The organism is Yeosuana marina (assembly GCF_011762485.1).
Taxonomy (GTDB): Bacteria; Bacteroidota; Bacteroidia; order Flavobacteriales; family Flavobacteriaceae; genus Yeosuana; species Yeosuana marina.
The window spans coordinates 157,696-184,268 of the sequence record NZ_JAAKGI010000008.1; the positions used below are offsets into that span (position 1 = coordinate 157,696).

The 26,573-nt window shown below is 33.2% G+C and carries 17 protein-coding genes; 12 read left to right on the forward strand and 5 right to left on the reverse strand.

Features of this window, described 5'->3' with window-relative positions:
* The first annotated feature begins 211 nt into the window (after positions 1-211).
* From G5V56_RS10995 to G5V56_RS11035, 9 genes are all read left to right on the forward strand, one after another.
* Entirely contained in the window at positions 212-1,984 is a 1,773-nt protein-coding gene (locus tag G5V56_RS10995) for an AMP-dependent synthetase/ligase (RefSeq protein ID WP_166964894.1), read from the forward strand.
* Positions 1,985-2,118: 134 nt separating this feature from the next.
* Positions 2,119-2,562: a MarR family winged helix-turn-helix transcriptional regulator gene (locus G5V56_RS11000; RefSeq protein WP_166964896.1), complete on the forward strand. Its 444-nt coding sequence runs from the start codon at positions 2,119-2,121 to the stop codon at positions 2,560-2,562.
* 14 nt (positions 2,563-2,576) lie between these two features.
* A complete protein-coding gene (locus G5V56_RS11005) occupies positions 2,577-4,970 on the forward strand; it encodes a 3-hydroxyacyl-CoA dehydrogenase/enoyl-CoA hydratase family protein (protein WP_166964898.1) in 2,394 nt (797 codons plus the stop codon).
* A 102-nt stretch (positions 4,971-5,072) separates the two neighbouring features.
* The gene (locus tag G5V56_RS11010; protein ID WP_166964900.1) at positions 5,073-6,263 is read left to right on the forward strand and encodes an acetyl-CoA C-acyltransferase; all 1,191 of its coding nucleotides are present in this window, start codon (positions 5,073-5,075) and stop codon (positions 6,261-6,263) included.
* A 14-nt stretch (positions 6,264-6,277) separates the two neighbouring features.
* Positions 6,278-8,086, forward strand: coding sequence for an acyl-CoA dehydrogenase family protein (locus tag G5V56_RS11015; protein ID WP_166964902.1), 1,809 nt, complete (start codon positions 6,278-6,280; stop codon positions 8,084-8,086).
* A gap of 81 nt (positions 8,087-8,167) precedes the next feature.
* The gene (locus G5V56_RS11020; protein ID WP_166964904.1) at positions 8,168-9,502 is read left to right on the forward strand and encodes a M28 family peptidase; all 1,335 of its coding nucleotides are present in this window, start codon (positions 8,168-8,170) and stop codon (positions 9,500-9,502) included.
* A 10-nt stretch (positions 9,503-9,512) separates the two neighbouring features.
* On the forward strand, positions 9,513-11,159 hold the full coding sequence (locus G5V56_RS11025) for a M1 family metallopeptidase (protein ID WP_166964906.1): 1,647 nt from the start codon (positions 9,513-9,515) through the stop codon (positions 11,157-11,159).
* A 234-nt stretch (positions 11,160-11,393) separates the two neighbouring features.
* Entirely contained in the window at positions 11,394-13,859 is a 2,466-nt protein-coding gene (locus G5V56_RS11030) for a TonB-dependent receptor plug domain-containing protein (protein WP_166964908.1), read from the forward strand.
* Positions 13,860-13,918: 59 nt separating this feature from the next.
* Positions 13,919-14,488 (forward strand): YdeI/OmpD-associated family protein, encoded by a 570-nt coding sequence (locus tag G5V56_RS11035; RefSeq protein ID WP_166964910.1) that lies wholly within the window; start codon positions 13,919-13,921, stop codon positions 14,486-14,488.
* 23 nt (positions 14,489-14,511) lie between these two features.
* Here G5V56_RS11035 and G5V56_RS11040 read toward each other — a convergent pair whose 3' ends face one another.
* From G5V56_RS11040 to G5V56_RS11060, 5 genes are all read right to left on the reverse strand, one after another.
* A complete protein-coding gene (locus tag G5V56_RS11040; protein ID WP_166964912.1) occupies positions 14,512-15,795 on the reverse strand; it encodes a glycosyltransferase in 1,284 nt (427 codons plus the stop codon).
* 12 nt (positions 15,796-15,807) lie between these two features.
* On the reverse strand, positions 15,808-17,895 hold the full coding sequence (locus tag G5V56_RS11045; RefSeq protein ID WP_166964913.1) for an HAD-IIB family hydrolase: 2,088 nt from the start codon (positions 17,893-17,895) through the stop codon (positions 15,808-15,810).
* 226 nt (positions 17,896-18,121) lie between these two features.
* Positions 18,122-19,588 carry a magnesium chelatase gene (locus G5V56_RS11050; protein WP_166964915.1) on the reverse strand — a complete coding sequence of 489 codons (1,467 nt, stop codon included), beginning with the start codon at positions 19,586-19,588 and terminating at the stop codon, positions 18,122-18,124.
* A gap of 98 nt (positions 19,589-19,686) precedes the next feature.
* Positions 19,687-20,814: a vWA domain-containing protein gene (locus G5V56_RS11055; protein ID WP_166964916.1), complete on the reverse strand. Its 1,128-nt coding sequence runs from the start codon at positions 20,812-20,814 to the stop codon at positions 19,687-19,689.
* Positions 20,815-20,904: 90 nt separating this feature from the next.
* Complete coding sequence (locus tag G5V56_RS11060) at positions 20,905-21,582, reverse strand: Crp/Fnr family transcriptional regulator (RefSeq protein ID WP_166964918.1); 678 nt, start codon at positions 21,580-21,582, stop codon at positions 20,905-20,907.
* A 135-nt stretch (positions 21,583-21,717) separates the two neighbouring features.
* Here G5V56_RS11060 and G5V56_RS11065 point away from each other — a divergent pair, with 135 nt between their 5' ends.
* The 3 genes from G5V56_RS11065 (at position 21,718) to ccoN (ending at position 26,553) form a co-directional block, all read left to right on the forward strand.
* The gene (locus tag G5V56_RS11065) at positions 21,718-24,096 is read left to right on the forward strand and encodes a heavy metal translocating P-type ATPase (protein WP_166964920.1); all 2,379 of its coding nucleotides are present in this window, start codon (positions 21,718-21,720) and stop codon (positions 24,094-24,096) included.
* 70 nt (positions 24,097-24,166) lie between these two features.
* A complete protein-coding gene (gene ccoS / locus G5V56_RS11070) occupies positions 24,167-24,352 on the forward strand; it encodes a cbb3-type cytochrome oxidase assembly protein CcoS (protein ID WP_166964922.1) in 186 nt (61 codons plus the stop codon).
* Between the two features lie 11 nt (positions 24,353-24,363).
* Entirely contained in the window at positions 24,364-26,553 is a 2,190-nt protein-coding gene (ccoN, locus tag G5V56_RS11075; protein ID WP_166964924.1) for a cytochrome-c oxidase, cbb3-type subunit I, read from the forward strand.
* Positions 26,554-26,573 lie beyond the last annotated feature (20 nt).

The window sequence follows — 26,573 nt, forward strand, 5'->3', positions numbered from 1 at the left end:
TATATTTTGATGGCAACAAAATTAGAAAGTACAAATCATCTATTTAATGACATTAATCATAAAAAAAAACTTTTTATTCACCGATATCATAATAAACTTAAGTGATTTATAACAAAACCTTAGTATTTACATATAAAGCTTTTTTATACCTTGCACTTGGAAATCCTATTTTATTTGCTATTTTGCGAGACACTAAACTACTATAAACATCATGAGTGAGATTACCAGAATTTTTGATATTCCTCAATATCAGCTTAAAAAATTCAATTTAGATAAGTCATTAACAACTAAATATAATGGCGAATGGATATCAACTTCATCTCAAGACTATATTAATGAAGCTAATGCAATAAGCAGAGGTTTACTTCGATTAGGCGTTAAACCAAATGATAAAATTGCTGTTATTTCAAGCACGAACAGAACAGAATGGAGCATCTTAGATATTGGTGTTTTACAAATTGGTGCACAAAACACTCCTATTTATCCAACTATTTCTAAAGAAGATTACGAATATATTTTAAATCATTCTGAATCTATTTATTGTTTTGTTTCTGATGCAGAAGTATTAAAAAAAATAAATTCTATAAAGTCTAAAACAAAACTTAAAGATATTTACACATTTGATGATATTCCTGGAGAAAAAAATTGGAAAGATGTTTTAGAATTAGGTAAGGATACGAGTAATCAACCTGAAGTTGATGCCCGAAAAAAAACTGTTAAACCTCATGATTTAGCTACCATAATTTATACCTCTGGAACCACCGGAAAACCAAAAGGGGTTATGTTATCTCATAATAATTTAATATCGAATGTATTAGATAGCGAAAAACGTGTGCCTTTTGAATATGGTAAATCAAAAGCATTAAGCTTTCTACCTATTTGTCATGTTTTTGAGCGTATGATTTTGTACCTGTATCAATATTGTGGTGTTGAAATATATTTTGCTGAATCTATTGACAAAATGAGTGATAATTTAAAAGAAGTGAAGCCTAATGTAATGACTGCTGTACCCAGACTTTATGAAAAAGTTTACGATAAAATTGTTGAGAAAGGTGCAGACTTAAGTGGTATAAAAAGAGCTTTATTTTTCTGGGCGATAGATTTAGGTTTAAAATATGAACCTTATGGAAAAAATGGCATATGGTATGGACTTCAATTAAAACTGGCTAGAAAATTAATTTTCAGTAAATGGAAAGAAGGTCTTGGCGGTAATTTAGATTTAATGGTCTCTGGAAGCGCTGCGTTACAACCTAGATTAACGCGTACGTTTGCTGCCGCCAAAATGCCAATTATGGAAGGTTATGGATTAACAGAAACATCTCCTGTAATAGCTGTTAATGATATGAGACATCGCGGATTTAGAATAGGAACTGTTGGTAAAATAATTGATAATGTTGAGGTTAAAATAGCTGAAGACGGAGAAATTTTAGTAAAAGGCCCTAATGTGATGCTTGGCTATTACAAAGACCCAGAAAAAACTGCAGAAGTTATGACAGGGGACTACTTCCACACAGGAGATATTGGTGAAATAAGCCCTGACGGATTTTTAAAAATTACAGATAGAAAAAAAGAAATGTTTAAGACTTCTGGCGGTAAATATGTAGCACCTGCTCTTATTGAAAATGAATTAAAACAATCGCATTTTATCGAACAAGTCATGGTAATTGGTGAAGGCGAAAAAATGCCAGCAGCATTAATACAACCTGATTTTGAATTTTTAAAACATTGGATAGAAAGAAAACGAAAGAATATAAAACTTGATAATGAATCAATGATATCTTCTCAAATTATTAAAGATCGTATTCAAAAAGAAATAGATAAAACGAATAAGAAGTTTGGTAATTGGGAACAGGTAAAAAAGTTTGAATTAACAGCAGATTTTTGGTCGATAGATTCTGGTCATTTAACACCTACTATGAAAATGAAACGAAAAGTTATTAAGGAAAAATATAAAGACTTAATAGAAAAAATATATAGGTCTTAAACCTAACTATTAACATACCAAATAAAAGCGTCTCTTAATGAGACGTTTTCTTTTTGTGTTAAAAAGTGCTAAAAAATAAATTTATTATGCATGCATAATAAATTTTTGTATATTTGATTTTGAAATTGCCAACCATGAAAGACAAAACAATTGATTACGTACTGAGAACCACATGGTTAGCAGTGTCAAAAATGTATAACGAAGAGGCCCTAAAATTTGACAGTACAATGGCTACTGGGCTTACTTTGTTAAGCATTGATCAAGAAAAAGGAACACCATCAACAGCATTAGGCCCCAAAATGGGAATGGAAGCCACTAGTTTGTCAAGAATATTGAAAACAATGGAACAACGGGGTTTAATTGAGCGAAAAGCAAATCCCAATGATGGAAGAAGCGTTCTTATTTATTTAACAGATTTTGGTCGCGAAAAAAGAGCCTATTCGAAAGAAAAAGTTCTTGGTTTTAATGAGGCTATTAGAAATAATATTTCCGAAGAAAAACTGAATCATTTCTATGAAGTAGCTGAATTAATCAATGAAATGATTACAAATAAAAAAATTTACAAACAAACAAAATAAGCTAGTTATTAACCATGAGTAAACGTAGAATTAAAAAAATTGCGGTTATTGGTTCTGGAATTATGGGAAGTGGTATTGCATGTCATTTTGCCAATATTGGTGTAGATGTGTTACTACTAGACATAGTTCCCAGAGAACTCAATGACGCTGAAAAAGCTAAAAAATTAACCTTGGATGACAAGGTTGTTAGAAACCGAATTGTAAATGATTCGTTAGCTGCATCTTTAAAATCAAAACCATCTCCTATTTATCATCAAAGTTTTAAAAGTAGAATTACGACTGGTAATTTAGAAGATGACATTGCTAAGGTGAAAGATGTCGATTGGATTATGGAAGTGGTTGTGGAACGTCTTGACATTAAAAAACAAGTGTTTGAAAAACTTGAAAAACATAGAACTCAAGGAACATTAATCACATCGAATACCTCTGGAATCCCTATTCATTTTATGAGTGAAGGACGCAGTGAAGATTTTCAAAAGCATTTCTGCGGAACGCATTTTTTCAATCCAGCTCGTTATTTAAAACTGTTTGAAATAATTCCTGGTCCAAAAACAGATGCTTCAGTATTAGAATTTCTAAACGGATATGGCGAACAATTCCTAGGAAAAACATCAGTGATTGCCAAAGACACACCTGCTTTTATAGGGAATAGAATTGGTATCTTCGGAATTCAAAGTTTATTCCATCAAGTAAAAGAATTAGGTTTAACGGTTGAAGAAGTTGATAAATTAACAGGACCGGTTATTGGTCGTCCAAAATCGGCAACCTTCAGAACCGTAGATGTTGTTGGTCTTGATACCTTAGTACATGTGGCAAATGGTATTTATGATAATTGCCCTGATGACGAAGCTCACGAATTATTCAAGTTACCCGACTTCATCAATACCATGATGGAAAACAAATGGTTAGGAAGTAAAACAGGACAAGGTTTTTACAAAAAAGAAGGTAAAGATATTAAAGCTTTAGATTTAAACACCTTAGAATATAGAGATAAAAAATCGGCAAAGTTTGCGACACTAGAACTTACTAAAACAGTTGATAAAGTTATAGACCGTTTTAAAATTTTAGTTGGTGGAAAAGATAAAGCTGGTGATTTCTACAGAAAGAATTTTACGGCTATGTTCGAATATGTTTCGAACAGAATTCCAGAAATTTCGGATGAGTTATATAAAATAGATGATGCTATGAAAGCCGGATTTGGCTGGGAACACGGACCTTTCCAAATTTGGGATGCTATTGGCGTTGAAAAAGGGATTGAACTCATGAAAGCTGAAGACAAAAAACCAGCTGCTTGGGTAAATGACATGATTGCATCAGGAAACACTTCATTCTACACTGTTAAAGAAGGTGCTACTTATTTTTATGATATTCCGAAGAAATCACAAGAAAAAGTTCCGGGACAAGATGCGTTTATCATTTTAGATAATATTAGAAAATCGAATGAAGTCTTTAAAAATTCGGGTGTTGTTATTGAAGATTTAGGTGATGGTATTTTAAACTGCGAATTCCAATCGAAAATGAATACCATTGGGGGTGATGTTCTTGCAGGATTAAACAAAGCTATCGACTTAGCTGAAAAAGATTTTGCCGGCTTAGTTATTGGTAATCAAGCCGCTAATTTTTCGGTGGGTGCTAATATTGGTATGATTTTTATGATGGCCGCTGAGCAAGAATATGACGAGCTCAACATGGCTATTAAATACTTCCAAGATACCATGATGCGTATGCGTTATTCATCAATTCCAACCATATCAGCGCCTCACGGAATGGCTCTTGGTGGTGGCTGCGAATTATCAATGCATGCCGACAAAGTAGTGGCTGCTGCTGAAACCTATATTGGTTTAGTTGAATTTGGAGTTGGCGTCATTCCAGGTGGTGGTGGCTCTAAAGAAATGGCGTTGAGAGCGTCTGATACTTTTAAGAAAAATGACGTTGAATTAAATGTGCTTCAGGAATACTTCTTGACTATTGGTATGGCTAAAGTAGCAACATCTGCCTATGAAGCCTTTGATTATGGTATTCTTCAAAAAGGAAAAGATGTCGTTGTGGTTAATAAAGACAGGCAAATAGCCACAGCAAAGGCCTATGCAAAATTAATGGCCGAACAAGGGTATACACAACCTGTAAAACGTACCGATGTAAAAGTACTTGGTAAACAAGCCTTAGGTATGTTTTTAGTAGGAACAGACTCTATGGAAGCTAGTAAATACATCAGCGAACATGACCAAAAAATTGCAAATAAGTTGGCCTATGTTATGGCTGGTGGAGATTTATCGGAACCAACTTTAGTTAATGAGCAATACTTATTAGATCTAGAGCGTGAAGCTTTTTTAAGTTTATGTACAGAGCGTAAAACTTTAGAACGTATTCAACATATGTTAAAGACAGGAAAACCTTTACGTAATTAAAATTACTAAGCTATTTGCCTTTAGCCTTTAGCTAATGGTTCATTTTAATAAACAATCAGAGAAGCTAGAAGCAAAAAGCTAATAACCAAAAGCATAAAATTTATGAAACAAGCATATATAGTAAAAGCATATAGAACAGCCGTTGGCAAAGCTCCGAAAGGACTTTTTAGATTTAAACGCGCTGATGAATTGGGTGCTGAAACCATCCAATACATGATGAAAGAATTACCAAATTTGGATGTCACGCGTATTGATGATGTCATCGTTGGGAACGCCATGCCAGAAGGTGCTCAAGGGCTTAATATGGCACGTTTTATTTCTTTAATAGGATTAAACAGTGTTGATGTTCCTGGCGTTACGGTTAACCGTTTTTGTTCTTCTGGTGTTGAAACCATCGCTATTGCAACAGCTAAAATTCAAGCTGGTATGGCCGATTGCATTATTGCAGGTGGTGTAGAAAGTATGAGTTCTGTTCCTATGACAGGTTTTAAACCAGAATTAAATTACAACACTGTAAAATCTGGTCATGAAGATTATTATTGGGGTATGGGAAATACGGCCGAAGCAGTTGCTAACCAATTTAAAGTATCACGCGAAGACCAAGATGAGTTTGCATATAATTCACATATGAAAGCTTTAAAAGCACAAGCTGAAAATCGTTTTCAAGATCAAATTGTACCTATTGATGTAGAACAAACATACATTGATGAACATGGTAAAAAAGCGACCAAAAAATATACAGTTACTAAAGACGAAGGGCCGCGTGCCGGAACCAGTATAGACGCTTTGTCTAAATTACGTCCAGTTTTTGCCGCTAATGGAAGTGTAACTGCCGGAAACTCATCGCAAATGAGTGATGGTGCTGCCTTTGTAATGGTTATGAGTGAAGATATGGTTAAAGAATTAAATCTGGAGCCTATTGCTCGATTAGTAAATTATGCAGCAGCTGGTGTAGAGCCCAGAATTATGGGAATTGGTCCAGTTAAGGCAATTCCAAAAGCTCTTAAACTAGCTGGATTAAAACAATCTAATTTATCACTAATAGAATTAAATGAAGCTTTCGCGTCACAATCACTTGCGGTAATTAGAGAATTAGGATTGAATGCTGATATTGTGAATGTAAACGGAGGCGCCATAGCTTTGGGGCATCCACTTGGATGTACTGGAGCAAAATTATCAGTGCAATTATTTGATGAAATGCGTAAACAAAACATGAAAAACAAATATGGCGCTGTCACTATGTGTGTTGGAACCGGACAAGGTGCTTGTGGCATATTTGAGTTTTTAAATTAAAAAATAGACAAACTATGGAAACTAAAGAAAAAGAATTATTAAGAGGTGGTCAATTTCTTGTAAAAGAAACCAATTGTGACAATGTATTCACACCTGAAGATTTTTCGGAAGAACAAAAAATGATGAAGGATGCCGTGATGGAATTTAACGACCGAGAAATTATTCCAAATAAACCTCGTTTTGAAGCTAAAGATTATGCGCTCACTGAAGAATGCATGAAAAAGGCTGGAGAATTAGGTTTCTTAGGCGTTGCCGTTCCTGAAGCTTATGGTGGATTGGACATGGGATTTGTTTCTACCATGTTAGTTTGTGATTATATTTCAAGTGGAACCGGTTCTTTTAGTACCGCTTTCGGGGCTCATACAGGTATAGGAACTTTACCTATCACGCTCTACGGAACTGAAGAACAAAAACAAAAATATGTTCCAAAATTAGCTACTGGCGAATGGTTTGGCTCATATTGTTTAACAGAGCCTGGTGCAGGTAGTGATGCCAATTCAGGAAAAACAACCGCTACCCTATCCGAAGATGGAAAATCTTATAAAATTAACGGACAAAAAATGTGGATTTCAAACGCAGGGTTTTGTCGCTTAATGATTGTTTTCGCACGTATAGAAGATGATAAAAATATTACTGGTTTTATTATTGAATACGATAAAGAAAACCCAAATGGTATCACCTTAGGTGAAGAGGAACATAAATTAGGTATTCGTTCCTCATCAACCCGTCAAGTGTTCTTTACAGACACAGTTGTTCCTATAGAAAATATGCTTTCTGAAAGAGGCAACGGATTTAAAATTGCCATGAATGCCCTTAATGTTGGTCGTATTAAATTAGCAGCTGCTTGTTTGGATTCTCAAAGACGTATCACAACTACAGCCGTTCAATATGCTACAGAGAGAAAACAATTTAAAACTGCGATTGCTGACTTTGGGGCTATAAAAGTTAAACTAGCTCAAATGGCAACTAGTGCTTATGCTGGTGAATCTGCTTGTTACAGAGCTGCAAAAAATATTGAAGATAGAATAGCGCTTAGAATAGCAGCAGGAAACACACATCAGGAAGCTGAACTTAAAGGTGTTGAGGAGTATGCCATTGAATGTTCTATTCTAAAAGTAGCTGTTTCAGAAGATGTTCAAAACTGTGCGGACGAAGGCATCCAGATTTTTGGAGGTATGGGGTTCTCTGAAGACACTCCAATGGAAGCCGCTTGGAGAGATGCTCGTATTGCTAGAATTTATGAAGGAACTAATGAGATTAATCGTATGCTATGTGTAGGTATGTTGGTTAAAAAAGCTATGAAAGGCCATGTAGATTTATTAGGTCCTGCAACAAAAGTTCAAGAAGAACTTATGGGTATTCCTTCATTTGAAACTCCAGATTATTCGGAGTTGTTTTCTGAAGAAAAGGACATGATAGCTAAACTTAAAAAGGTGTTTTTAATGGTAGCTGGTGCCGCCGTTCAAAAATTTGGACCAGATTTAGAAGATCATCAACAACTATTGTTAGCCGCTTCAGATATTCTTATTGAAATTTATATGGCTGAATCTACTATTTTAAGAACTGAAAAAAATGTAAAACGTTTTGGTGAGGAAGCTCAGAAAGTGCAAATAGCTATGTCTAAATTATATTTGTATAATGCTGTTTCAATTGTTGAAAAAAATGGAAAAGAAAGTATCATCTCATTTGCTGAAGGAGATGAACAACGTATGCTTCTTATGGGGCTTAAACGCTTTGTAAAATATGTAAACTATCCAGATATTGTAGATTTACGTAAAGAAATTGCTGAAAAAGTAAAAACAGAAAATAAATATTGCTTTTAATAACTAGTGACTAATTCAAATGTAAAAACGCTTCAAATTGATATTCGAGGCGTTTTTTTATTATTTTAGTAAAAAAATAATATGCAAAAATCATTGTCTGTTTTTTTATTCTTTTTCTTTCAAATTATAGTCTCACAAACCCATTTAGAACTATACAAGATAATAGATAGTATATCTCCACAAAGAATTGAAAATAGCGTACAAACCTTAGTTGATTTTGGAACTAGGAATACGTTTAGTGATACCATTTCAAACACCCATGGCATAGGTGCTGCTAGACGCTGGATAAAGTCAGAATTTGAATCAATTTCCAAAGACTGCGACAATTGTTTAGATATTTTTTATCAAAAAGATTTTGTTACTAAAGAAGGTAATTCTCGTGTTCCTCATGACGCCTGGGTAGTTAATGTGGTGGCTATTCAAAAAGGCACAAAATATCCAAACCGATATATAATTATGAGTGGTGATATTGATTCTCGTGCCAGTGACACTATGGATTTTACAACAGATGCGCCAGGAGCCAATGATAATGCTTCGGGAATGGCTGGAACAATAGAAGCTGCAAGGGTGTTAAGCAAATATTCCTTTGAAAACAGCATCATATATACAGGACTTTCTGGAGAAGAACAAGGTCTTTTTGGAGGTGCTGGTCTAGCTAAATATGCTAAAGAACATAATTGGGATATCATTGGCATTTTTAATAATGACATGATTGGAAATATTGCAGGTGTTGACGGTGTTATTGATAACAGAACTTTTAGAATTTTTTCCGAACCTGTTCCTCCAACCGAAACAGAACGTGAACGCCAAATGCGTCGTTTTTATGGTGGTGAAGTTGATGGAATATCACGCCAATTAGCACGTTACGTTTTTAAAACTACCAAAGCCTATATGCCCGAAATGAATCCTATGATGATATATAGATTGGATCGTTTTGGTCGTGGCGGTCATCATCGCCCATTTAACGATTTAGGCTTTGCAGGTATAAGAATTATGGAAGCTCATGAAAACTATAATCGTCAACATCAGAATATTCGAGAAGAAAATGGTATTAAATATGGTGATGTTATTGATTATGTGAACTTTGATTATGCAAAAAAACTAACAGCCGTTAATGCTATTAACCTAGCAAGTATCGCTTGGGCCCCTCCAGCTCCTCAAAATGTTGCTATTGGTGGAATTGTAGAACCTTCAGTAAAACTTAAATGGGATAAAGTTGATGGTGCCGTAGGCTATAAAATTTATTGGAGAGACACAACATCACCAACTTGGGACAATAGTCGTTATGTTGGAGATGTTTCAGAATTCACACTCACTGGTATTGTTATTGATAATTATTTCTTTGGTATAGCTTCGGTTGGAAAAAATAGATTTGAAAGCCCTGTTGTATTTCCCAATAAAATTATAAGAAACTAAAATTTATTATATGCTTAAAAAAATTATAACAGTCGTCAGCTTTGTATTAATCGGAAACACAACTCTTTTTGCTCAAGGTTTATTAACTGATAGAAATAATTTCACCCATCAAGATACATTGCGAGGAAGCATAACACCCCAACGCGCCTGGTGGGATTTAACTTATTATCATTTAAATATTAAAGTTGAACCAGATAAAAAATTTATTTCGGGAAGCAATACCATTCAATATAAAGTAATTGATTCTCAAAAAGATTTACAAATTGATCTACAGCCACCTTTAAAAATAACTAAAGTGATTCAAGATGGTGAAGAACTTCAGGTTATAGATGACGGAAATGCACATTTTATTAAACTTAAGAGTAATCAAAGTATTGGAAGTATTCAAACACTTGAAGTTTTTTATGAAGGTAACCCAAAAGAAGCTGTGAGAGCTCCGTGGGATGGTGGTTTCTCATGGAAAAAAGATGATAACGGAAAAGATTTTGTAGCAACGTCTTGTCAAGGTTTAGGAGCCAGTGTATGGTGGCCTTGTAAAGACCATATGTATGATGAAGTAGATAGTATGTTAATTAGCGTAAACACGCCTAAAGGTTTAATGGATGTCTCTAATGGGAGATTACGAAGTGTAGAACAATATGGCGATACAAAAACTTTCAGTTGGTTTGTAGATAATCCTATAAATAATTATGGTGTTAATGTTAATATTGCCGATTATGCTCATTTCTCAGAAGTTTATGATGGAGAAAATGGTACCTTAGATATGGATTATTACGTATTAAAAGATAATCTGGAAAAAGCTAAAGAACATTTTAAAGACGCTCCAAAAATGATGAAAGCTTTTGAATATTGGTTTGGGCCTTATCCGTTTTACAAAGACGGTTATAAGCTAGTCGAAGTGCCTTATTTGGGCATGGAACACCAAAGCTCTGTTACGTATGGAAATAAATATATGAAAGGCTATTTAGGACGTGATTTATCAGGAACAGGTTGGGGCTTAAAATCTGATTTTATTATTGTTCATGAATCTGGTCACGAATGGTTTGCTAATAATATTACGTATAAAGATATTGCCGATATGTGGATCCATGAAAGCTTTACCGCTTATTCTGAAAACTTATTTATAGACTATTATTATGGTAAAGAAGCCTCGGCAGATTATGTAATAGGCACGAGAAAAAATATTCAAAATGATCGGCCTATTATTGGACAATACAATGTTAATAACGAAGGTTCTGGTGACATGTATTACAAAGGAGCCAATATGTTGCATACCTTAAGACAGCTTATTGAAGACGATGAAAAATGGAGAGAAATATTACGTGGTTTAAACAAAACGTTTTATCATCAAACCGTTACCACCGAGCAAATAGAAAACTATTTAAGTGAACAAAGTGGCATTGACTTAACTGCATTTTTCAATGAATATTTAAGAACCACCAAAGTCCCCACCCTAGAATATAAAATTGAAAACAAACAACTAAAATATCATTGGACTCATATTGTAGACAACTTTGATATGCCTGTACAAGTAACTATTAATGACAAAGAGCAATGGTTATACCCAACGTCTGAATGGAAAACAATATCTTTAGATTCTAACAAGACCGTACTAAAAGTTGATAGAGATTTTTATGTTGATTCAGGTAAAATATAAATAACATAAGAACCCTCTAAAATATATTTCAAAACTAATATCGAATACAAAAACGGATTATATAACAATTATGTTTCATCATTGATTGGTCATCGTAAATTTGGTTTTATTTTTTTTGCTAGTAGTTTAAATTATATAAACATTATTAGTTTTTCATTAATTTATGTTATCTATTTAACTTTTTAAAAGTAAAATAAACTAGATGTACAATACCAACCAACTAAGCATATCCCAATGAGAAAAACACTTTTCTTTAGTGCATTGTGCATTATTTTAACCTCTTTTGCTGTTTTTAACAGAAATAATTTCACTGACTTAGTTCAAGAAAAACTTCAAAATTACAGTTCTCAAGAATGGCCTGAAAAAGTTTATGTTCAAACTGATAAACCCTATTATTCAGTTGGTGAAAGCATTTGGTTTACAGCCTATTTAGTAAACGGAATAACTCATGCTAAAAGCTCTAAAAGCTCTGTGCTTTATGTAGAACTCATTAATGATAAAGACAGTATTCTTGACAAGAAAAAATTATATACGACTGATATCAGCGCAGCTGGCGATTTTAAAATTGGAAAAGATTGGAAAGAAGGTAATTACTTGTTAAGGGCCTACACCAATTATATGAGAAATTGTGATTCGGATTACTTTTTTCAAAAGGAAATAACCATTTGGGGTTTAGATGAAAAAGAGAAGTCAATTAGTTTAGAAAATGCAGACTCATCACAAGAAGCTACTATTTCAGAGAAACCAGATTTAAACTTTTATCCAGAAGGTGGCTATTTAGTAGAAAATGTCACAAGTAAAGTTGCCATTAAAATTAAAAATGATATTTATAATAAAATAAACCTTTCTGGTAACATTACAGATAGCAACAATACTGTTGTGTCTCAATTTTCTACGATAGATTTTGGTCTGGGACTTTTTATTTTAACTCCTGAACCAAATAAAACATATTATGCAAACATAGAGATTAATGGTTCTGAATATAGATACCCATTACCTGAAGCTTTGCCATTGGGATATACCTTAAATGTAATCAATAAGGGAGAGCAATTATTAGTAGATATTAAATCAACAACGGCAAAAGGGCTTGCAGGCACTTATCTTGTGGCGCACCAACGTGGTGATATGCTATTTAATAAATTAGAAACAGAAAACAAAAATAATTATTCTCTTATATTAAAAACCGATAAATTAAGAGATGGAGTAACTCATTTAACATTATTTAACTCAGAAGGTAATCCGGTTTGTGAACGTTTAGTTTTTATTGATAATCCCAAAAACAAAGCAACTATTGCGATTAAAAAGGATAAAGAAGTTTTAGGCTCCAGAGAAAAATTTTCATTAAACTTAAATGTGAAAGACAATGAAGGAAATAATCTTCCAAGCCATTTATCAATGAGCGTAAGGGACATGAATACATTTCCTTACAACAATCGCTCTGAAAACATTAAAACATGGTTGTTGCTCAATTCAGATTTAAGAGGAGAAGTTAAAGATCCTGGCTACTTTTTTAATAAAGATGCCGATTTTAAAAGTAAATATCTTTTAGATTTGGTTATGATGACAAATGGCTGGAGCCGTTTTACTTGGCAAGGTCTATTGTATGATAAAAAACATTTAGACAAATATCAAGTTGAAAAAGGCATCACACTTTCTGGAACCACCAAATTTTTAAAATCGCCTTACACAGCTACACCTGCATACTCTAAATTAACATTTTTTGGAGATCAAATTATTGAAGAACCTGTTCAAAAATCAAATTCTCAAGGAAAATTTAGTTTTGGTCCTTATATATTTTATGATTCTATACAAACCTTAGTTCAATCGAGATTAACAAATTTTAAATCGAAAGATGAACAAGATAGAAATGTATTGATTTTAATGGATCAAGATAAACCAAGTCCTAAAGTCAGTAGAAGTACTATTTTAAAAAGTAATATAACTACCGAAAAACAAATTGCAAATTTTTTAAAAATGTCAAAATATATTAGTGATATTAATTTAGAATTTGACCAGCAAAGACAAAAACTAGAAGAAATCACCATTATTGCAAGAAAAAAAACTCAAGAAAGTGAAAGAAAAAAGGAAATGGATGATAGAGTACGCTTTGGGTATCCCAGTAATAGATTGGATGTTGAATCGGATATTACTTTAAGTGCACAAAGTGTTTTTGATTTATTGAGGCGTTTCACTGGAGTTACTGTTTTTGGGAATACTGTTTCTATTAGAGGTGGTGGAGAACCTAGAATACTTTTAGATGATTTTCCAATTGATATTGATTTTTTAAAAACTTTATATGCCAACGAAGTATCCTTTATAGATGTTTATAAAGGTGCAGACGCAGCCATGTATTCAAACGCTGGTAATGGAGTTATTGTTATTTATTCAAGAATTGGAAATAGCAGGTTTTCAAGAAATGTGAAGAGAAAACCAGGTATTATTAACTTTGCTGCTGAAGGATTTTATACTGCTAAGGAATTTTATTCCCCAGATCCTGTCAATGGCTTTGAAGCGGCTATTCATGGCGACGTTAGAACAACACTTTATTGGGAACCTATAATAAGAATATCTGAAAAACAACAAACTAAAGAAATTTCATTTTTTACTTGTGACATGAAAAGTGATTATATTATCGAGATTGAAGGCATCTCAGATTCAGGAATTCCATTACATCAAATTAGTACGTTTTCAGTACAATAAAATATTGTATTTTTATTTTTACAATTTCATATGACCAAACTAAACCAACTTTAAAACTATTGGAAACCCCCGAGTTATATTTCAAAACTGATGATGAATGGCGTAATTGGTTACATGATAATCATGGTTCTGAAAAAGGCATCTATTTAATATTTTATAAAGTAGAACATGAAAATGACAGTATGCGTTGGGAGGACGCTGTTAAAGTGGCTTTGTGCTATGGATGGATAGATTCTACCGTAAAAAGTTTAGGAAATGGAAAACGTAGACAATACTTCACACCTCGAAATGAAAAAAGCGTTTGGAGTGCTTTAAATAAAAAATATATTAAAGAATTAATCTATTTAGATTTAATGCATAGGTCTGGTTTAGATAAAATTGAAATAGCCAAACAAAACGGAAGTTGGGCAGCACTAGATGACGTAGAAAATGGCATTATTCCAAAAGATTTACAAATTGAATTTGATAAAAATCAAAAGGCCTATAACAATTACCAAAGTTTTGCTCCTTCATACAGAAAAAGCTATTTATATTGGTTAAACCAAGCTAAACGCGAAACTACAAGACAAAAGCGAATTGCAGAAATTATTCAATTATGCACAAATAACATAAAATCTAGAAGTAGCTAGTAAACCTAAAAAATAGATATCTCCTAATTTGTGTAAATATTAGATTCCATCGTTTGCTGATTAATTGAATTCTTAAATACTTGAAGCATGCGCTTGGCTATACCTGTCCAACCAAAATTACGACGCGCAAATCGAGCTCCTTCAACCGATAATTCGTTACGCAATCTTGGATATAATAATGGCATGGCCATCATAGCTCCAAACTCTGTAGGACGATGAGGATCTGCAAATAAGGCTTGATTTCCAAAATCAATTAAATCATATAAACCACCGTGGACCGTTACAATACTAGGTGTTCCGCAAGCCATGGCTTCAATGGCAACCATACCAAAAGGCTCATACCGTGATGGCATCGTAAAAATATTAGCGGCTCGATAAACATTCGCTAAATCTTCATCCGCGACATAGTTTTTCCATTTTATTTTATCTGCCACACCTATCTCGCCTGCCAAAGTTTTTAGTTTTTTTATGCCTTCATTATCTTGATCTGATTTATCTCCTCCAATAGCCGCGACCAAACGTGCTTCTGGACAAAGTTCAAATACAGTAGGTAATGCCTTCAACAAAAGATCATAACCTTTATTATGTGCCATTCTACCTAAAGCAAGTATATCTGTCGGATGAATATCATATTTTGAGCGTATCTTATCATTTTCTTTAGACGGAACTGGATAAAAACGATTTTCATCAATTCCTGGTGGAATCATACCACAATTACGAGGTAATACATCATATTGCTTAGTAAGTAAATCTACTTGTGGTAATGTTGTTGCAATCACATAGTTGCACATTTGATACACAAAATATTCTTTACGGATACGCTCTTTAAAACGATACGTTTTTTCCATTTCTTTTTCATCCATGTCACTTCCCATAGAATGTCTTTTCCACCATCCTAATGAATGTGGAGTATGTACATGAGAAATACCCAATTCTTCCGCTATTTTTTGTCCTGCCCAGCCAGCATCCCAATAATGAGTATAAACAATATCATATTTTTTTCGCTCCTTGGCTATAGCTGCAAGACAATTAGTAACGAACTTTTTTAAATGGTCGTGCATATCCTCTTTTCTGATAAACTTTTTACCACCAAAAGGAATCCGCCAAACACTATAGTTTTCATCGACATGATCGTATTCTGGTTGATCTTCAAACTGTCTAGTAACTAAATCTACTCGTTTACCCAATCTGCTAAAACGCTCTGCTAGTTCTAAAACATAAACTACTTGTCCTCCTGTGTCTGGTTTTCCTAATTCGGCATTGGCTCCAACATATCCATGTAAAGAGATCATTAAAATCGATTTCATAATATTTATATTTTAGTTATTAATTATTTTTAAATCATGGCAAGCAGAAATATACTGTGCTGCCGACCATGCTTGATAGGCTTTTCCCATAGCTTTACCGGTGGTTCCATGCGCCCATTCTGTAAATTCCCATTCTTCTGTTAAACCTTCTTTATTTATTAAGGCTAGCTTATATAACTCTGAAACAGCCACATCTTTTAGTCCTAATTTATTGACAAATTTCACCCAAAAACCACCTACAAAAGGCCATATACCCCCGTTATGATAATGATTAGGTAAATTCAACAAGTTCACCGTGTAATATGGTTTCCAATCGGGGTCTCCTGGAGTTACAACAGGATACACATTTGTGACTGGATATGGATCATTAACACCAACACCCAACATGAATTTGAATGTTTGGTGCGCTTTTTCAGCATCGATGGTACCATGCAAAAATGCCAACACATTTCCAAAAACATCGCAGCGCCAACTAAAATCAAAAGGTGTTGTTTGCTGAATTAAATAAGATGTATCTCCCAGTGTAAATTGACGTTCTGCAAAGGATACTGATTGAAATAGTTTTTGTTGTGTAGATGGCCAAAAATTTTGCAAAATTTCCTTTTTAATAACTTGAGACCATCTAATATTTTCTCCTGCTTCTTCATAATCACCTAAAAGCTCTAACATTCTGCCAAAACAAACATTAGCTCTGTACCATAAAATCTCATCATAAAGTATATTATAACTTCCTCCAAATAAATCGGTCCAGTCACCAGCTTCAGGAATTTCTAATAAGGCATCATTATTACTATCGTGAGCACCTAACCAACGCATAGTTTCTTTTATCGACGAAATATATTGTCGAAGAAAATCAATATCATTAGTTACTTTAACATATTCATAAAAAGCTATTACTACCCAAATACCACTATCAATGGAACAAATACCACCAACACCCGAATAGTCTGCTGTATTATCTTTTATTCTTACGTTAGAAGGAATTTGTCCGTTACGAGAAATATGTTCAAATAATGTAATTAATGTTTGCCGTTGGCATTGATGAATTTCTTCATCGTGGATTAGAGATAAAGATCCTATTAATGTTATGGCGCCATCTCTAGCCCAAACACTATGATAGTTTTCGTCAGTACCATTAGTTACGTTATCTTTTATTGAACACGCTGAAAAACCTAATGGTGTAATATTTTTTTTAAGTGCTATAATGGCCTTATCATAACCTTCACGAATTAGTTTTAATTTTTCATCATCATCTTCTTCGGCTATTATATTTAATTCTTGCTGAATAATATAATCGTCTGTGTGACTATCTTCTTTGGTTATTTTAGCATCTTCAGGTAATATTTCAAAAAAAATGAGTCCTTCAATAATACCATCTCCATTTTCAAGTTCTGAATGATAAACCTCTCTATGCTTAGTAAACTTGTAAAGTTCTTCATGTGCGTTGGCAACTACAATACCTTTAACACCTTTAACATTAAACATAGCAGAATCATTACCACTATCGCCAGCAACTAAAACATTGTACGATTTTAAATCTAGCTTTTTTAACAACCATATTAAGGCATTTCCTTTATTGGCCCATTTTGGAAGAATGTCTAAAAACTTATTTCCAGAATACACCACATTGATATACATTTTTGATTCAGCAAACACCTGCTCAACATTATTTATGAGCTCTTCACTAGCATCATGAAAATAGTAACTTCTTTTATATGAATGTTGAAACCTTGCTGGTTGTTCGCTAATAGGATGATCTAAACTTTGAATAATTTCTTCAACGGCGGCTATATCCCAACCTTCGTCTAGCACCTCATTAAACTCTTTTACAACACATTTTTTATTATAGTCATAAATAAGCGTACCAACTCCAGCTATAATATAATCGGGTTCTGGTAACACCCCTCGTTTTATTAAGTTAAGAACATCGTCAATTAATCTACCAGTATTATACGTTAATAAAACATCTGTTTGAGGCTTATACTTATTCCAGACTTTACCAAAGTTACTTTTTAAGGTATTAAAATCAATTAGGGTATTATCAATATCAAAAGATAAGAGTTTGATAGAGCTCTTTTTTGTAAGATTTTCTTTCGCCATCTTGAAAGTTTAATTTTCTTTTTTTTGTTTATTTTGAATAAAAAAACATGATAAAAACATGCTTTTTGGTTAATATACATAAAAAAAGGCGGAAAAAGAATCAAAAATAGAGATGTATGAACACGAAAATTCCTTTTTATAGGAATAGAAAAAATAGGTGGTTTAAAATAAATATTTTTAAATTAAACCACCTTATATCGTGAATATGGAAATTCAAAAAAAAGGACTAAATACCACTTATAAAACTTCCGTAAGGATCTTTAAATTGCGTTCCTTCTGAAAAACGAAACTTACTTAGTTGCTTAAACTCGACTAATGCCCAAAGCACAAATTCTTTAACAAAATAACTATCTTCTTTTGCTAATTTAGGCTGGTATTGACCTAATAAATCATCTAAAGGCGTAATAGCATCCAGCAAACTTTTATATTCTTTTTCTCTTAGATCGTCTAATAACTCAAACCCTTCTTTTTGATTAAAAAACCAAGATATTACGTCATCATAAGGCGATTCTTCGTCTTGAGCTTTTAACTTTTCAATCTTTGGAAAAAATTCAGTGAATAAACTTTTTACTGCTTCGCCTATTAAGTTGTAAGCCACAACAGCTGCACCTTCTTGTTCTCCTTCATAAACCAATTCAACCTTACCTATAATAGATGGAATGACACCAACAAAATCACTCAACCGAACCATCGTCTTATAGTCTCCAGCTTTTAAAGCTCTACGTTCAGCAGTGCTTAACAAATTTTCTAGGGCTGTAATACTCAAACGCGCACTCACACCACTTTTTGCATCAATAAAATCACTTTCACGAGCTTCAAAAACAATTTGTTCTAGTAAATCTCTAGCCAAATCTGGAACAATTATCATCTCCTTTTGGCTTTCAACCACTCTTGCTTCTTGCTCTGTAATTAATCGAGCTGTCTCAATATCTATTGGATAGTGCGTTAAAATTTGTGAACCAATTCTATCTTTTAGAGGTGTAACGATACTTCCTCTGTTAGTGTAATCTTCTGGATTAGCTGTAAATAAAAACTGAATATCTAAAGGTAATCTAACTTTGAAACCACGTATTTGAATATCGCCTTCTTGTAAAATATTAAACAACGCTACCTGAATTCTGGCTTGTAAATCTGGTAATTCGTTAATTACAAAAATACAACGGTTTGCTCTTGGAATCATACCATAGTGAATCACACGATCATCTGCATAACTCAATTTTAAATTGGCTGCTTTTATTGGATCGACATCTCCAATAATATCGGCGACCGTTACATCGGGTGTGGCTAATTTTTCGGCAAAACGTTCACTTCGGTGCAACCAAGCAATAGGAGTGTTATCTCCCTTTTCTTTAATTACTTCAATTGCAAAACGAGAAATAGGTTGCAACGGATCATCATTAACTTCTGAACCTTCAACATACGGAATATAATCATCTAACAAGTTCAACATCAACCGTGCTAAACGTGTTTTTGCTTGACCCCGCAATCCTAACAAGTTAATATTATGACGCGATAAGATGGCGCGTTCTAGCTCTGGAATAACAGTATTTTCATAACCGTGTACACCTTCAAAAGTAGTTTCGTTATTCTTTATTTTTTGAATTAAATTATCTCTTAATTCATCTTTTATGGATTTACTTTTATATCCTGCTTTTTTTAATTCGCCTAAAGTTTTTATCGTTTCTATTTTCATAATTTTCTTTTACAAAAGAGATTACAGAAAAAAGAAAATAGACCTCGTCAACTTGTCTTTGACTCTATTCTAATCTCTTTGTTCTTGTTTCTCATTTATTATCCTCTAATTCGTTTTTTTCTATTGGTTTCGTAATCTTCAAAAATCATTTCGCCCAACCCTTTTAAGCCTGTGTAAAATGCTTTTCCTTGATTAGCATAGGTAAATTCTCTAACAAATTGCATTAAATACGGGTCTTGAGCAATCATAAACGTGGTAATGGGAATATGTAATCGCCTTGCTTGCTGAGCCATAGCGTAGCATTTATTAACAATATGCCTGTCCAACCCATTACTGTTTTTATAATATTGTCCGTCAGGTAAACGCAAACAGCTTGGTTTACCATCGGTAATCATAAATATTTGTTTGTTGGTATTACGTTTTCTTCGCAGTAAATCCATAGCTAATTGCAATCCCGCCACGGTATTTGTATGATACGGCCCTACTTTTAAATAAGGCAAATCTTTAATTTCTATCTGCCATGAGTCATTTCCAAAAACAATAATATCTAAGGTATCTTTTGGATAGCGGGTTGTAATAAGTTCGGCAAGAGCCATGGCTACTTTTTTGGCGGGTGTAATTCTGTCTTCTCCATACAAAATCATACTGTGACTAATATCAATCATCAATACAGTACTCATTTGCGATTTATGAAGTGTTTCTTCCACTACTAAATCATCTTCTGAAATACTAAAATCTCCAATACCGTGATTAATCTGGGCATTCTTCAAACTTTCGGTCATCGACACTTTATCTAAAGCATCACCAAACTGGTAATTTCTAAAATCGCCCGTATGCTCGTCACCTATTCCTGGGCTTTTACTTTTATGATTACCTTGTCCGCTACGTTTTATATTCCCAAAAATTTGATCGAGGGCCTGTTGGCGAATAGCTTTTTCGGTTTTTGCTGTAATTGCCATTCCCCCTGAACCATCGGGTGTAATTTCTTCGCGTATATACCCTTTCTTTTTAAGATCTTCAATAAAATCATCTATGGTATACTCGGGTGTCGTTAACTTGTATTCTTTATCTAATTCTCTTAACCAATCAATAGCTTCATCAAAATCACCTGAAGTATGGGTAATTAATTCCTTGAAAATATCAAAAAGTTTATCGAATGGAGAAAGATTAGGAGCTTGATAGGTTTTAAAAACAAAGCCTTTTTTTTTGAAACTGTTTTTTGTCATAGCCGTATAAAATTAATACAATTTTATACAAAAAACGTTCTTGTAGTTATTAGATTTATTTATAGCAGCAAAAGGAAATCAAATAACAAGTTATTCTACACGACTTAAGCCATCTAAGTCAATTATTTTTATTTGTTTTCCAATAGTAGTAATCAAGTCTTCTTTTTTAAACTGCGATAGGACTCTTATGGTAGATTCTGTTGCTGTTCCTATAATATTTGCAAAATCTTCTCTTGACAACAAAACACTCAAAGTCCCGTCTGGTTTTGTTCCAAAATTATCATTAATATAAATCAACGTTTCGGCGAGACGTTGTCGCACCGATTTTTGAGCCATGTTTACAATAATATCATCGGCTTCTTTTAAATCCATTGCCATTTCTTTTAATACATCAAATGTAAAAGCTGTGTTTTTTTGAAGATCAGCCAAGATTTCGGTTTTTGGAATAAAACATACTTCCATATCATTTAAAGCGATGGCGCTAAGATTGACACTTTCATCACTAACTAAAGAGCGCTGACCAATTAATTCGCCCTTTACAACCAATTTTATAATTTGATCTTTTCCGTTTGAACTTAGCTTGGTAAGTTTACAAATACCTTCTCGAATACAATAAATTCCTTTAAGTGTATCACCTTCTTCAAATATAATGTCTCCTTTTTTTATAATTCGAGATGTTTTACAAGATGAAATCCTTATTAATTCTTCTTCACTTAAGGTTTTTAAAGAATTAAACTGTTTTATAATACATTGTTCACACTTGCCCATAATGAAAGATAAATTGTTGCTAAATTATACAAAACCTAACAATTATCATATTTTATGAATATGATAATTATCATATTTCTTTTTTATTATATTTGAAATATTTGCATTTAGGTACAAAAAAGAGTAAATAAATTTATGAAACATCATACATGTTTCCACTGTGGTTTAGACACCAAAGATACGGAGGTTATTATATTTGATAACAAACCTTTTTGCTGTAATGGTTGTAAAACTGTTTATGAAATTTTTTCAGCAAACGATTTAACTTGTTATTATGACTTACAACAAGCTCCTGGTGCTACACCAAAAGAAATTGAAGGAAAATATAATTTTCTCGATAATAGTAAGATTATTGATCAACTCTTAGAGTTCAATGACGGAAAAACTCAAATAGTTACCTTATATATACCTCATATTCATTGTAGTTCTTGTATTTGGATTTTAGAAAACTTAAATAAAATTCATCCTGCTATAAGTTCGTCTATTGTTAATTTTGGTAAAAAAAATATCAGAATCACTTTTAATTCTGAGGCTATTTCGCTTAAAGATTTAGTGATTCTTCTAAATAGTATAGGTTATGAACCTTTTATAAGTTTAGACGACTATAGCACAGGTAAAAAACATATTGATCGCTCATTAATTTACAAACTGGGTATTGCAGGATTTGCTTTTGGCAACATTATGTTTCTATCCTTTCCTGAGTATTTTGAAGTGAATGAGTTTTGGTTAGATCAATACAAACCACTGTTTAGGTGGATTATGTTTGCTTTTTCACTTCCTGTTGTTTTTTACTGCTCTCAAGAATATTTTATTTCTGCATATAAGGGTCTTCGTTCTAAAATCCTAAATGTAGATGTTCCTATCGCCTTAGGAATTTTGGTATTATTCATTAGAAGTACCATTGAAATAATTTTTAACTATGGCTCAGGTTTTTTTGATAGCCTTTCAGGTTTGGTATTCTTCTTATTACTAGGGAAGTTTTTTCAGCAAAAAACATACACATTCTTATCTTTTGAACGTGATTATAAATCTTATTTTCCTATTGGTATTACAAAAATAACCTCTGAAGAAAAAGAAGAATCTATACAAGTTTATGACATAAAAAAAGGAGACAGACTTCTTATTAGAAATGAAGAACTAATACCTGTTGATTGTATTTTGATTAAGGGACGTGCACATATAGATTACAGTTTTGTTACTGGCGAATCAAAAGTGGTTAAGAAGACCTCTGGCGACAAATTATTTGCAGGTGGAAAACAACTAGAAGGAAGCATAGAAGTTGACGTGCTAAAAACCGTAGAACAAAGTTATTTAACACAACTTTGGAGTAATGATGTATTTAAAACAGACAAAGAACAATCCTTCACTTCAATAACAAACAATATAAGTCAATACTTTACTATAGCAGTTCTTTCTATCGCCTTAATTACAACAACCTATTGGTTACTAGTAGACTCCAGCAAAGCTTTAAATGTATTTACAGCCGTATTAATTATTGCTTGTCCGTGTGCTTTTGCGTTATCTGCTCCTTTTACCTATGGAAATATTTTACGAATCTTAGGTAATAAAAAATTCTATTTAAAAAATGCCAGTGTTATTGAACAATTAGCTAAAATAAACACCATCATCTTTGATAAAACAGGAACGATTACAGCCAACAAAGATACTTCTATAAACTATGAAGGTATTGAGCTTTCTCCTGAAGAAGAGTCCTTATTAAAAAGCACCTTACGCGGTTCAAACCACCCGTTAAGTCGGTCTCTATACAACCTTTTAAAAGAACATGATATTTTACCATTAGACACGTATCAGGAATATTTAGGAGAAGGTATCACGGGACAATACAAAAAAAACCAAATAAAAATAGGCTCTGCCCCATTTGTAGGGTATGCTGCAGATACATCAACATTAAACACCACAGTTCATGTAAGTAGCAACGATACATACAAAGGTAAATTCACGTTTTATAATGCTTATAGAAAAGGCTTGTCGCAGTTATTTAATAAGCTAAAAAAACAGTATGATTTAGCCATTCTTTCTGGAGACAATGCAGGTGAAAAAGAAAATTTAACGAAATTACTTCCAGCCAAAACAAAATTGTTATTCAACCAAAAACCTGAAGATAAGCTGGAATACATTAAATACCATCAAAGCGAAGGTGCTAACGTTTTAATGATTGGAGATGGTTTAAATGATGCTGGTGCTTTAGCACAAAGTAATGTTGGAATAGCTATATCAGAAAATGTTAATGTATTTTCGCCTGCATGTGATGCGATTTTGGATGCATCAAAATTTAATCAATTATACGAGTATATAAAAATATCTAAAACGGCTTTAAAAATTATTAAATGGAGTTTTGTTTTATCATTTATATATAATGTATTTGGGCTTTACTTTGCTGTAACCGGACAATTAGCTCCTGTTGTTGCAGCTATATTAATGCCTTTAAGTTCAATTAGTATTGTAAGTTTTACAACGCTTGCTACAAACATAGCTGGAAGAAAATTAAAATAATTATAATATGATATTTATCATATTATAGAAAAACACATAAAAGTATTTTTATCGCTTATTTAAAACACGTATGAACGTCATCTATTTAATGCTCACAATTAGTATTATTGTTGCTCTTGTATTTTTTATTGCATTTATTATAGCAGTAAAAAACGGACAATATGATGATAGTTATACACCTTCAGTTCGGATGCTTTTTGAAGATGAACTAGTTAAAGAAAAATCAACTAAATCAATTAAAACTAAAAAAGATTAATTATTAAACTTATGGAAGTACAACAATTTCATTACGATAATAAAATCGTTAAAAATTTCATCTATGCTACCATGGTATGGGGCGTTGTTGGTATGCTAGTAGGCTTACTGTTGGCATATTTATTTTTATTCCCAACTTTAACCGACGGTATTTCATGGTTAAGTTTTGGTCGTTTAAGACCATTACATACCAATGCAGTTATTTTTGCATTTGTTGGTAATGCCATTTTTGCTGGTGTTTACTATTCATCTCAACGTTTACTTAAAGCACGTATGTTTAGCGACGTGTTAAGTAAAATTAACTTTTGGGGGTGGCAACTTATTATTGTAGGCGCTGCTTTAACCTTACCTTTTGGATTTACAAGCTCAAAAGAATATGCCGAATTGGAATGGCCTTTTGATATTGCCATTGCCGTTATTTGGGTAGTTTTTGGTTGGAATCTTATTGGAACCATCTTAAAAAGACGTCAACGCCACTTATATGTTGCTATTTGGTTTTACATAGCAACTTTTGTTACTGTTGCTGTTCTTCATATTTTTAATAGTTTAGAATTACCAGTTAGTTTAACTGGTATGAAAAGCTACTCGGTTTACGCTGGTGTTCAAGATGCCCTAGTACAATGGTGGTATGGACATAATGCCGTAGCCTTCTTTTTAACAACTCCATTTTTAGGCTTAATGTATTATTTTGTTCCTAAAGCTGCTAACAGACCTATCTATTCTTACAGACTGTCTATTGTACACTTTTGGTCATTAATATTTATATACATATGGGCAGGCCCACACCACTTATTATATACAGCTCTTCCTGAATGGGCACAAAGTTTAGGGACTACATTTTCAATTATGCTGTTAATGCCATCTTGGGGTGGTATGATAAACGGATTATTAACACTTCGTGGAGCCTGGGACAAAGTAAGAACTGACCCTGTTTTAAAGTTCTTAGTTGTAGCTATTACAGGATACGGTATGGCAACATTTGAAGGGCCTACCTTATCGTTAAAAAATGTAAATGCCATTGCGCATTTTACAGACTGGATTATTGCCCACGTTCACGTTGGTGCTTTAGCTTGGAACGGCTTTTTAACCTTTGGAATGATTTATTGGTTAGTACCAAGACTATTTAAAACAAAATTGTTCTCTATAGGCATGGCCAACCTTCATTTTTGGATAGGTACTCTTGGTATTGTTATGTATACATTACCCATGTACGTAGCTGGATTTACACAAGCAAGTATGTGGAAACAATTCAATCCTGACGGCACGTTAGTTTATGGTAACTTCTTAGAAACAGTTACCGAAATTATGCCAATGTATTGGATGCGAGCTATTGGTGGTACCTTATATATAACTGGTATGCTTATTTTGGTTTACAATATTGTTGCCACAATAAGATCGGGAAGTAAAGTTACAGATGAATTAGCTGAAGCTCCAGCCTTAGAGCGCGTTTCTAAAAAACGTCTTGCTGGTGAAGGATGGCATTCTTGGTTAGAACGTAAACCTGTTAGATTAACCATATTTGCTACTATAACTATTCTAATTGGAGGTATGGTACAAATTATACCTACCATTCTAATCAAATCAAATATTCCAACTATAGCGAGTGTAAAACCATATACACCGTTAGAACTTGAAGGACGCGACATTTATATTCGTGAAGGCTGCGTAGGCTGTCACTCTCAAATGATTAGACCTTTTAGAAGTGAAGTAGAGCGTTATGGTGAATACTCAAAAGCCGGGGAATATGTATATGATCACCCGTTCCTTTGGGGTAGTAAACGTACAGGTCCAGATTTACATCGTATAGGAGGAAAATACTCTGACAACTGGCATTTAAACCATATGTATGATCCTAGAAGCACTTCTAGTGGATCTATCATGCCTAGCTATCCTTGGTTACTTAAAAATAAACTTGATAAATCTACAACAGAAGCTAAAATGCAAACTATGGTGACTCTTGGCGTTCCTTATACTGAAGAGGAAATAGCCAATGCACAACAGCAAATGACAGAACAAGGAACTCAAATTGAACAAAATTTGTATACCGATCCTGACTTTGCTGAAAGTTATGAAGCCGACAAGAAAAATGCTGCTGAAAGCGGTAGTGAATTTGTTGAAATGAAAGATCGTGAAATAGTTGCTGTGATAGCCTATTTACAGCGATTAGGAACAGATATAAAAGTAAAAGATTCGCAAGAATAATTAATTCATTAAAAAAATAT

Bases quoted from the DNA above. Each gene is read 5' to 3' on its own strand.
- G5V56_RS10995 (WP_166964894.1), top strand. From the start codon at position 212: ATGAGTGAGATTACCAGAATTTTTGATATTCCTCAATATCAGCTTAAA.
- G5V56_RS11000 (WP_166964896.1), top strand. From the start codon at position 2,119: ATGAAAGACAAAACAATTGATTACGTACTGAGAACCACATGGTTAGCA.
- G5V56_RS11005 (WP_166964898.1), top strand. From the start codon at position 2,577: ATGAGTAAACGTAGAATTAAAAAAATTGCGGTTATTGGTTCTGGAATT.
- G5V56_RS11010 (WP_166964900.1), top strand. From the start codon at position 5,073: ATGAAACAAGCATATATAGTAAAAGCATATAGAACAGCCGTTGGCAAA.
- G5V56_RS11015 (WP_166964902.1), top strand. From the start codon at position 6,278: ATGGAAACTAAAGAAAAAGAATTATTAAGAGGTGGTCAATTTCTTGTA.
- G5V56_RS11020 (WP_166964904.1), top strand. From the start codon at position 8,168: ATGCAAAAATCATTGTCTGTTTTTTTATTCTTTTTCTTTCAAATTATA.
- G5V56_RS11025 (WP_166964906.1), top strand. From the start codon at position 9,513: ATGCTTAAAAAAATTATAACAGTCGTCAGCTTTGTATTAATCGGAAAC.
- G5V56_RS11030 (WP_166964908.1), top strand. From the start codon at position 11,394: ATGAGAAAAACACTTTTCTTTAGTGCATTGTGCATTATTTTAACCTCT.
- G5V56_RS11040 (WP_166964912.1), bottom strand. From the start codon at position 15,795: ATGAAATCGATTTTAATGATCTCTTTACATGGATATGTTGGAGCCAAT.
- G5V56_RS11045 (WP_166964913.1), bottom strand. From the start codon at position 17,895: ATGGCGAAAGAAAATCTTACAAAAAAGAGCTCTATCAAACTCTTATCT.
- G5V56_RS11050 (WP_166964915.1), bottom strand. From the start codon at position 19,588: ATGAAAATAGAAACGATAAAAACTTTAGGCGAATTAAAAAAAGCAGGA.
- G5V56_RS11055 (WP_166964916.1), bottom strand. From the start codon at position 20,814: ATGACAAAAAACAGTTTCAAAAAAAAAGGCTTTGTTTTTAAAACCTAT.
- G5V56_RS11060 (WP_166964918.1), bottom strand. From the start codon at position 21,582: ATGGGCAAGTGTGAACAATGTATTATAAAACAGTTTAATTCTTTAAAA.
- G5V56_RS11065 (WP_166964920.1), top strand. From the start codon at position 21,718: ATGAAACATCATACATGTTTCCACTGTGGTTTAGACACCAAAGATACG.
- ccoS (WP_166964922.1), top strand. From the start codon at position 24,167: ATGAACGTCATCTATTTAATGCTCACAATTAGTATTATTGTTGCTCTT.
- ccoN (WP_166964924.1), top strand. From the start codon at position 24,364: ATGGAAGTACAACAATTTCATTACGATAATAAAATCGTTAAAAATTTC.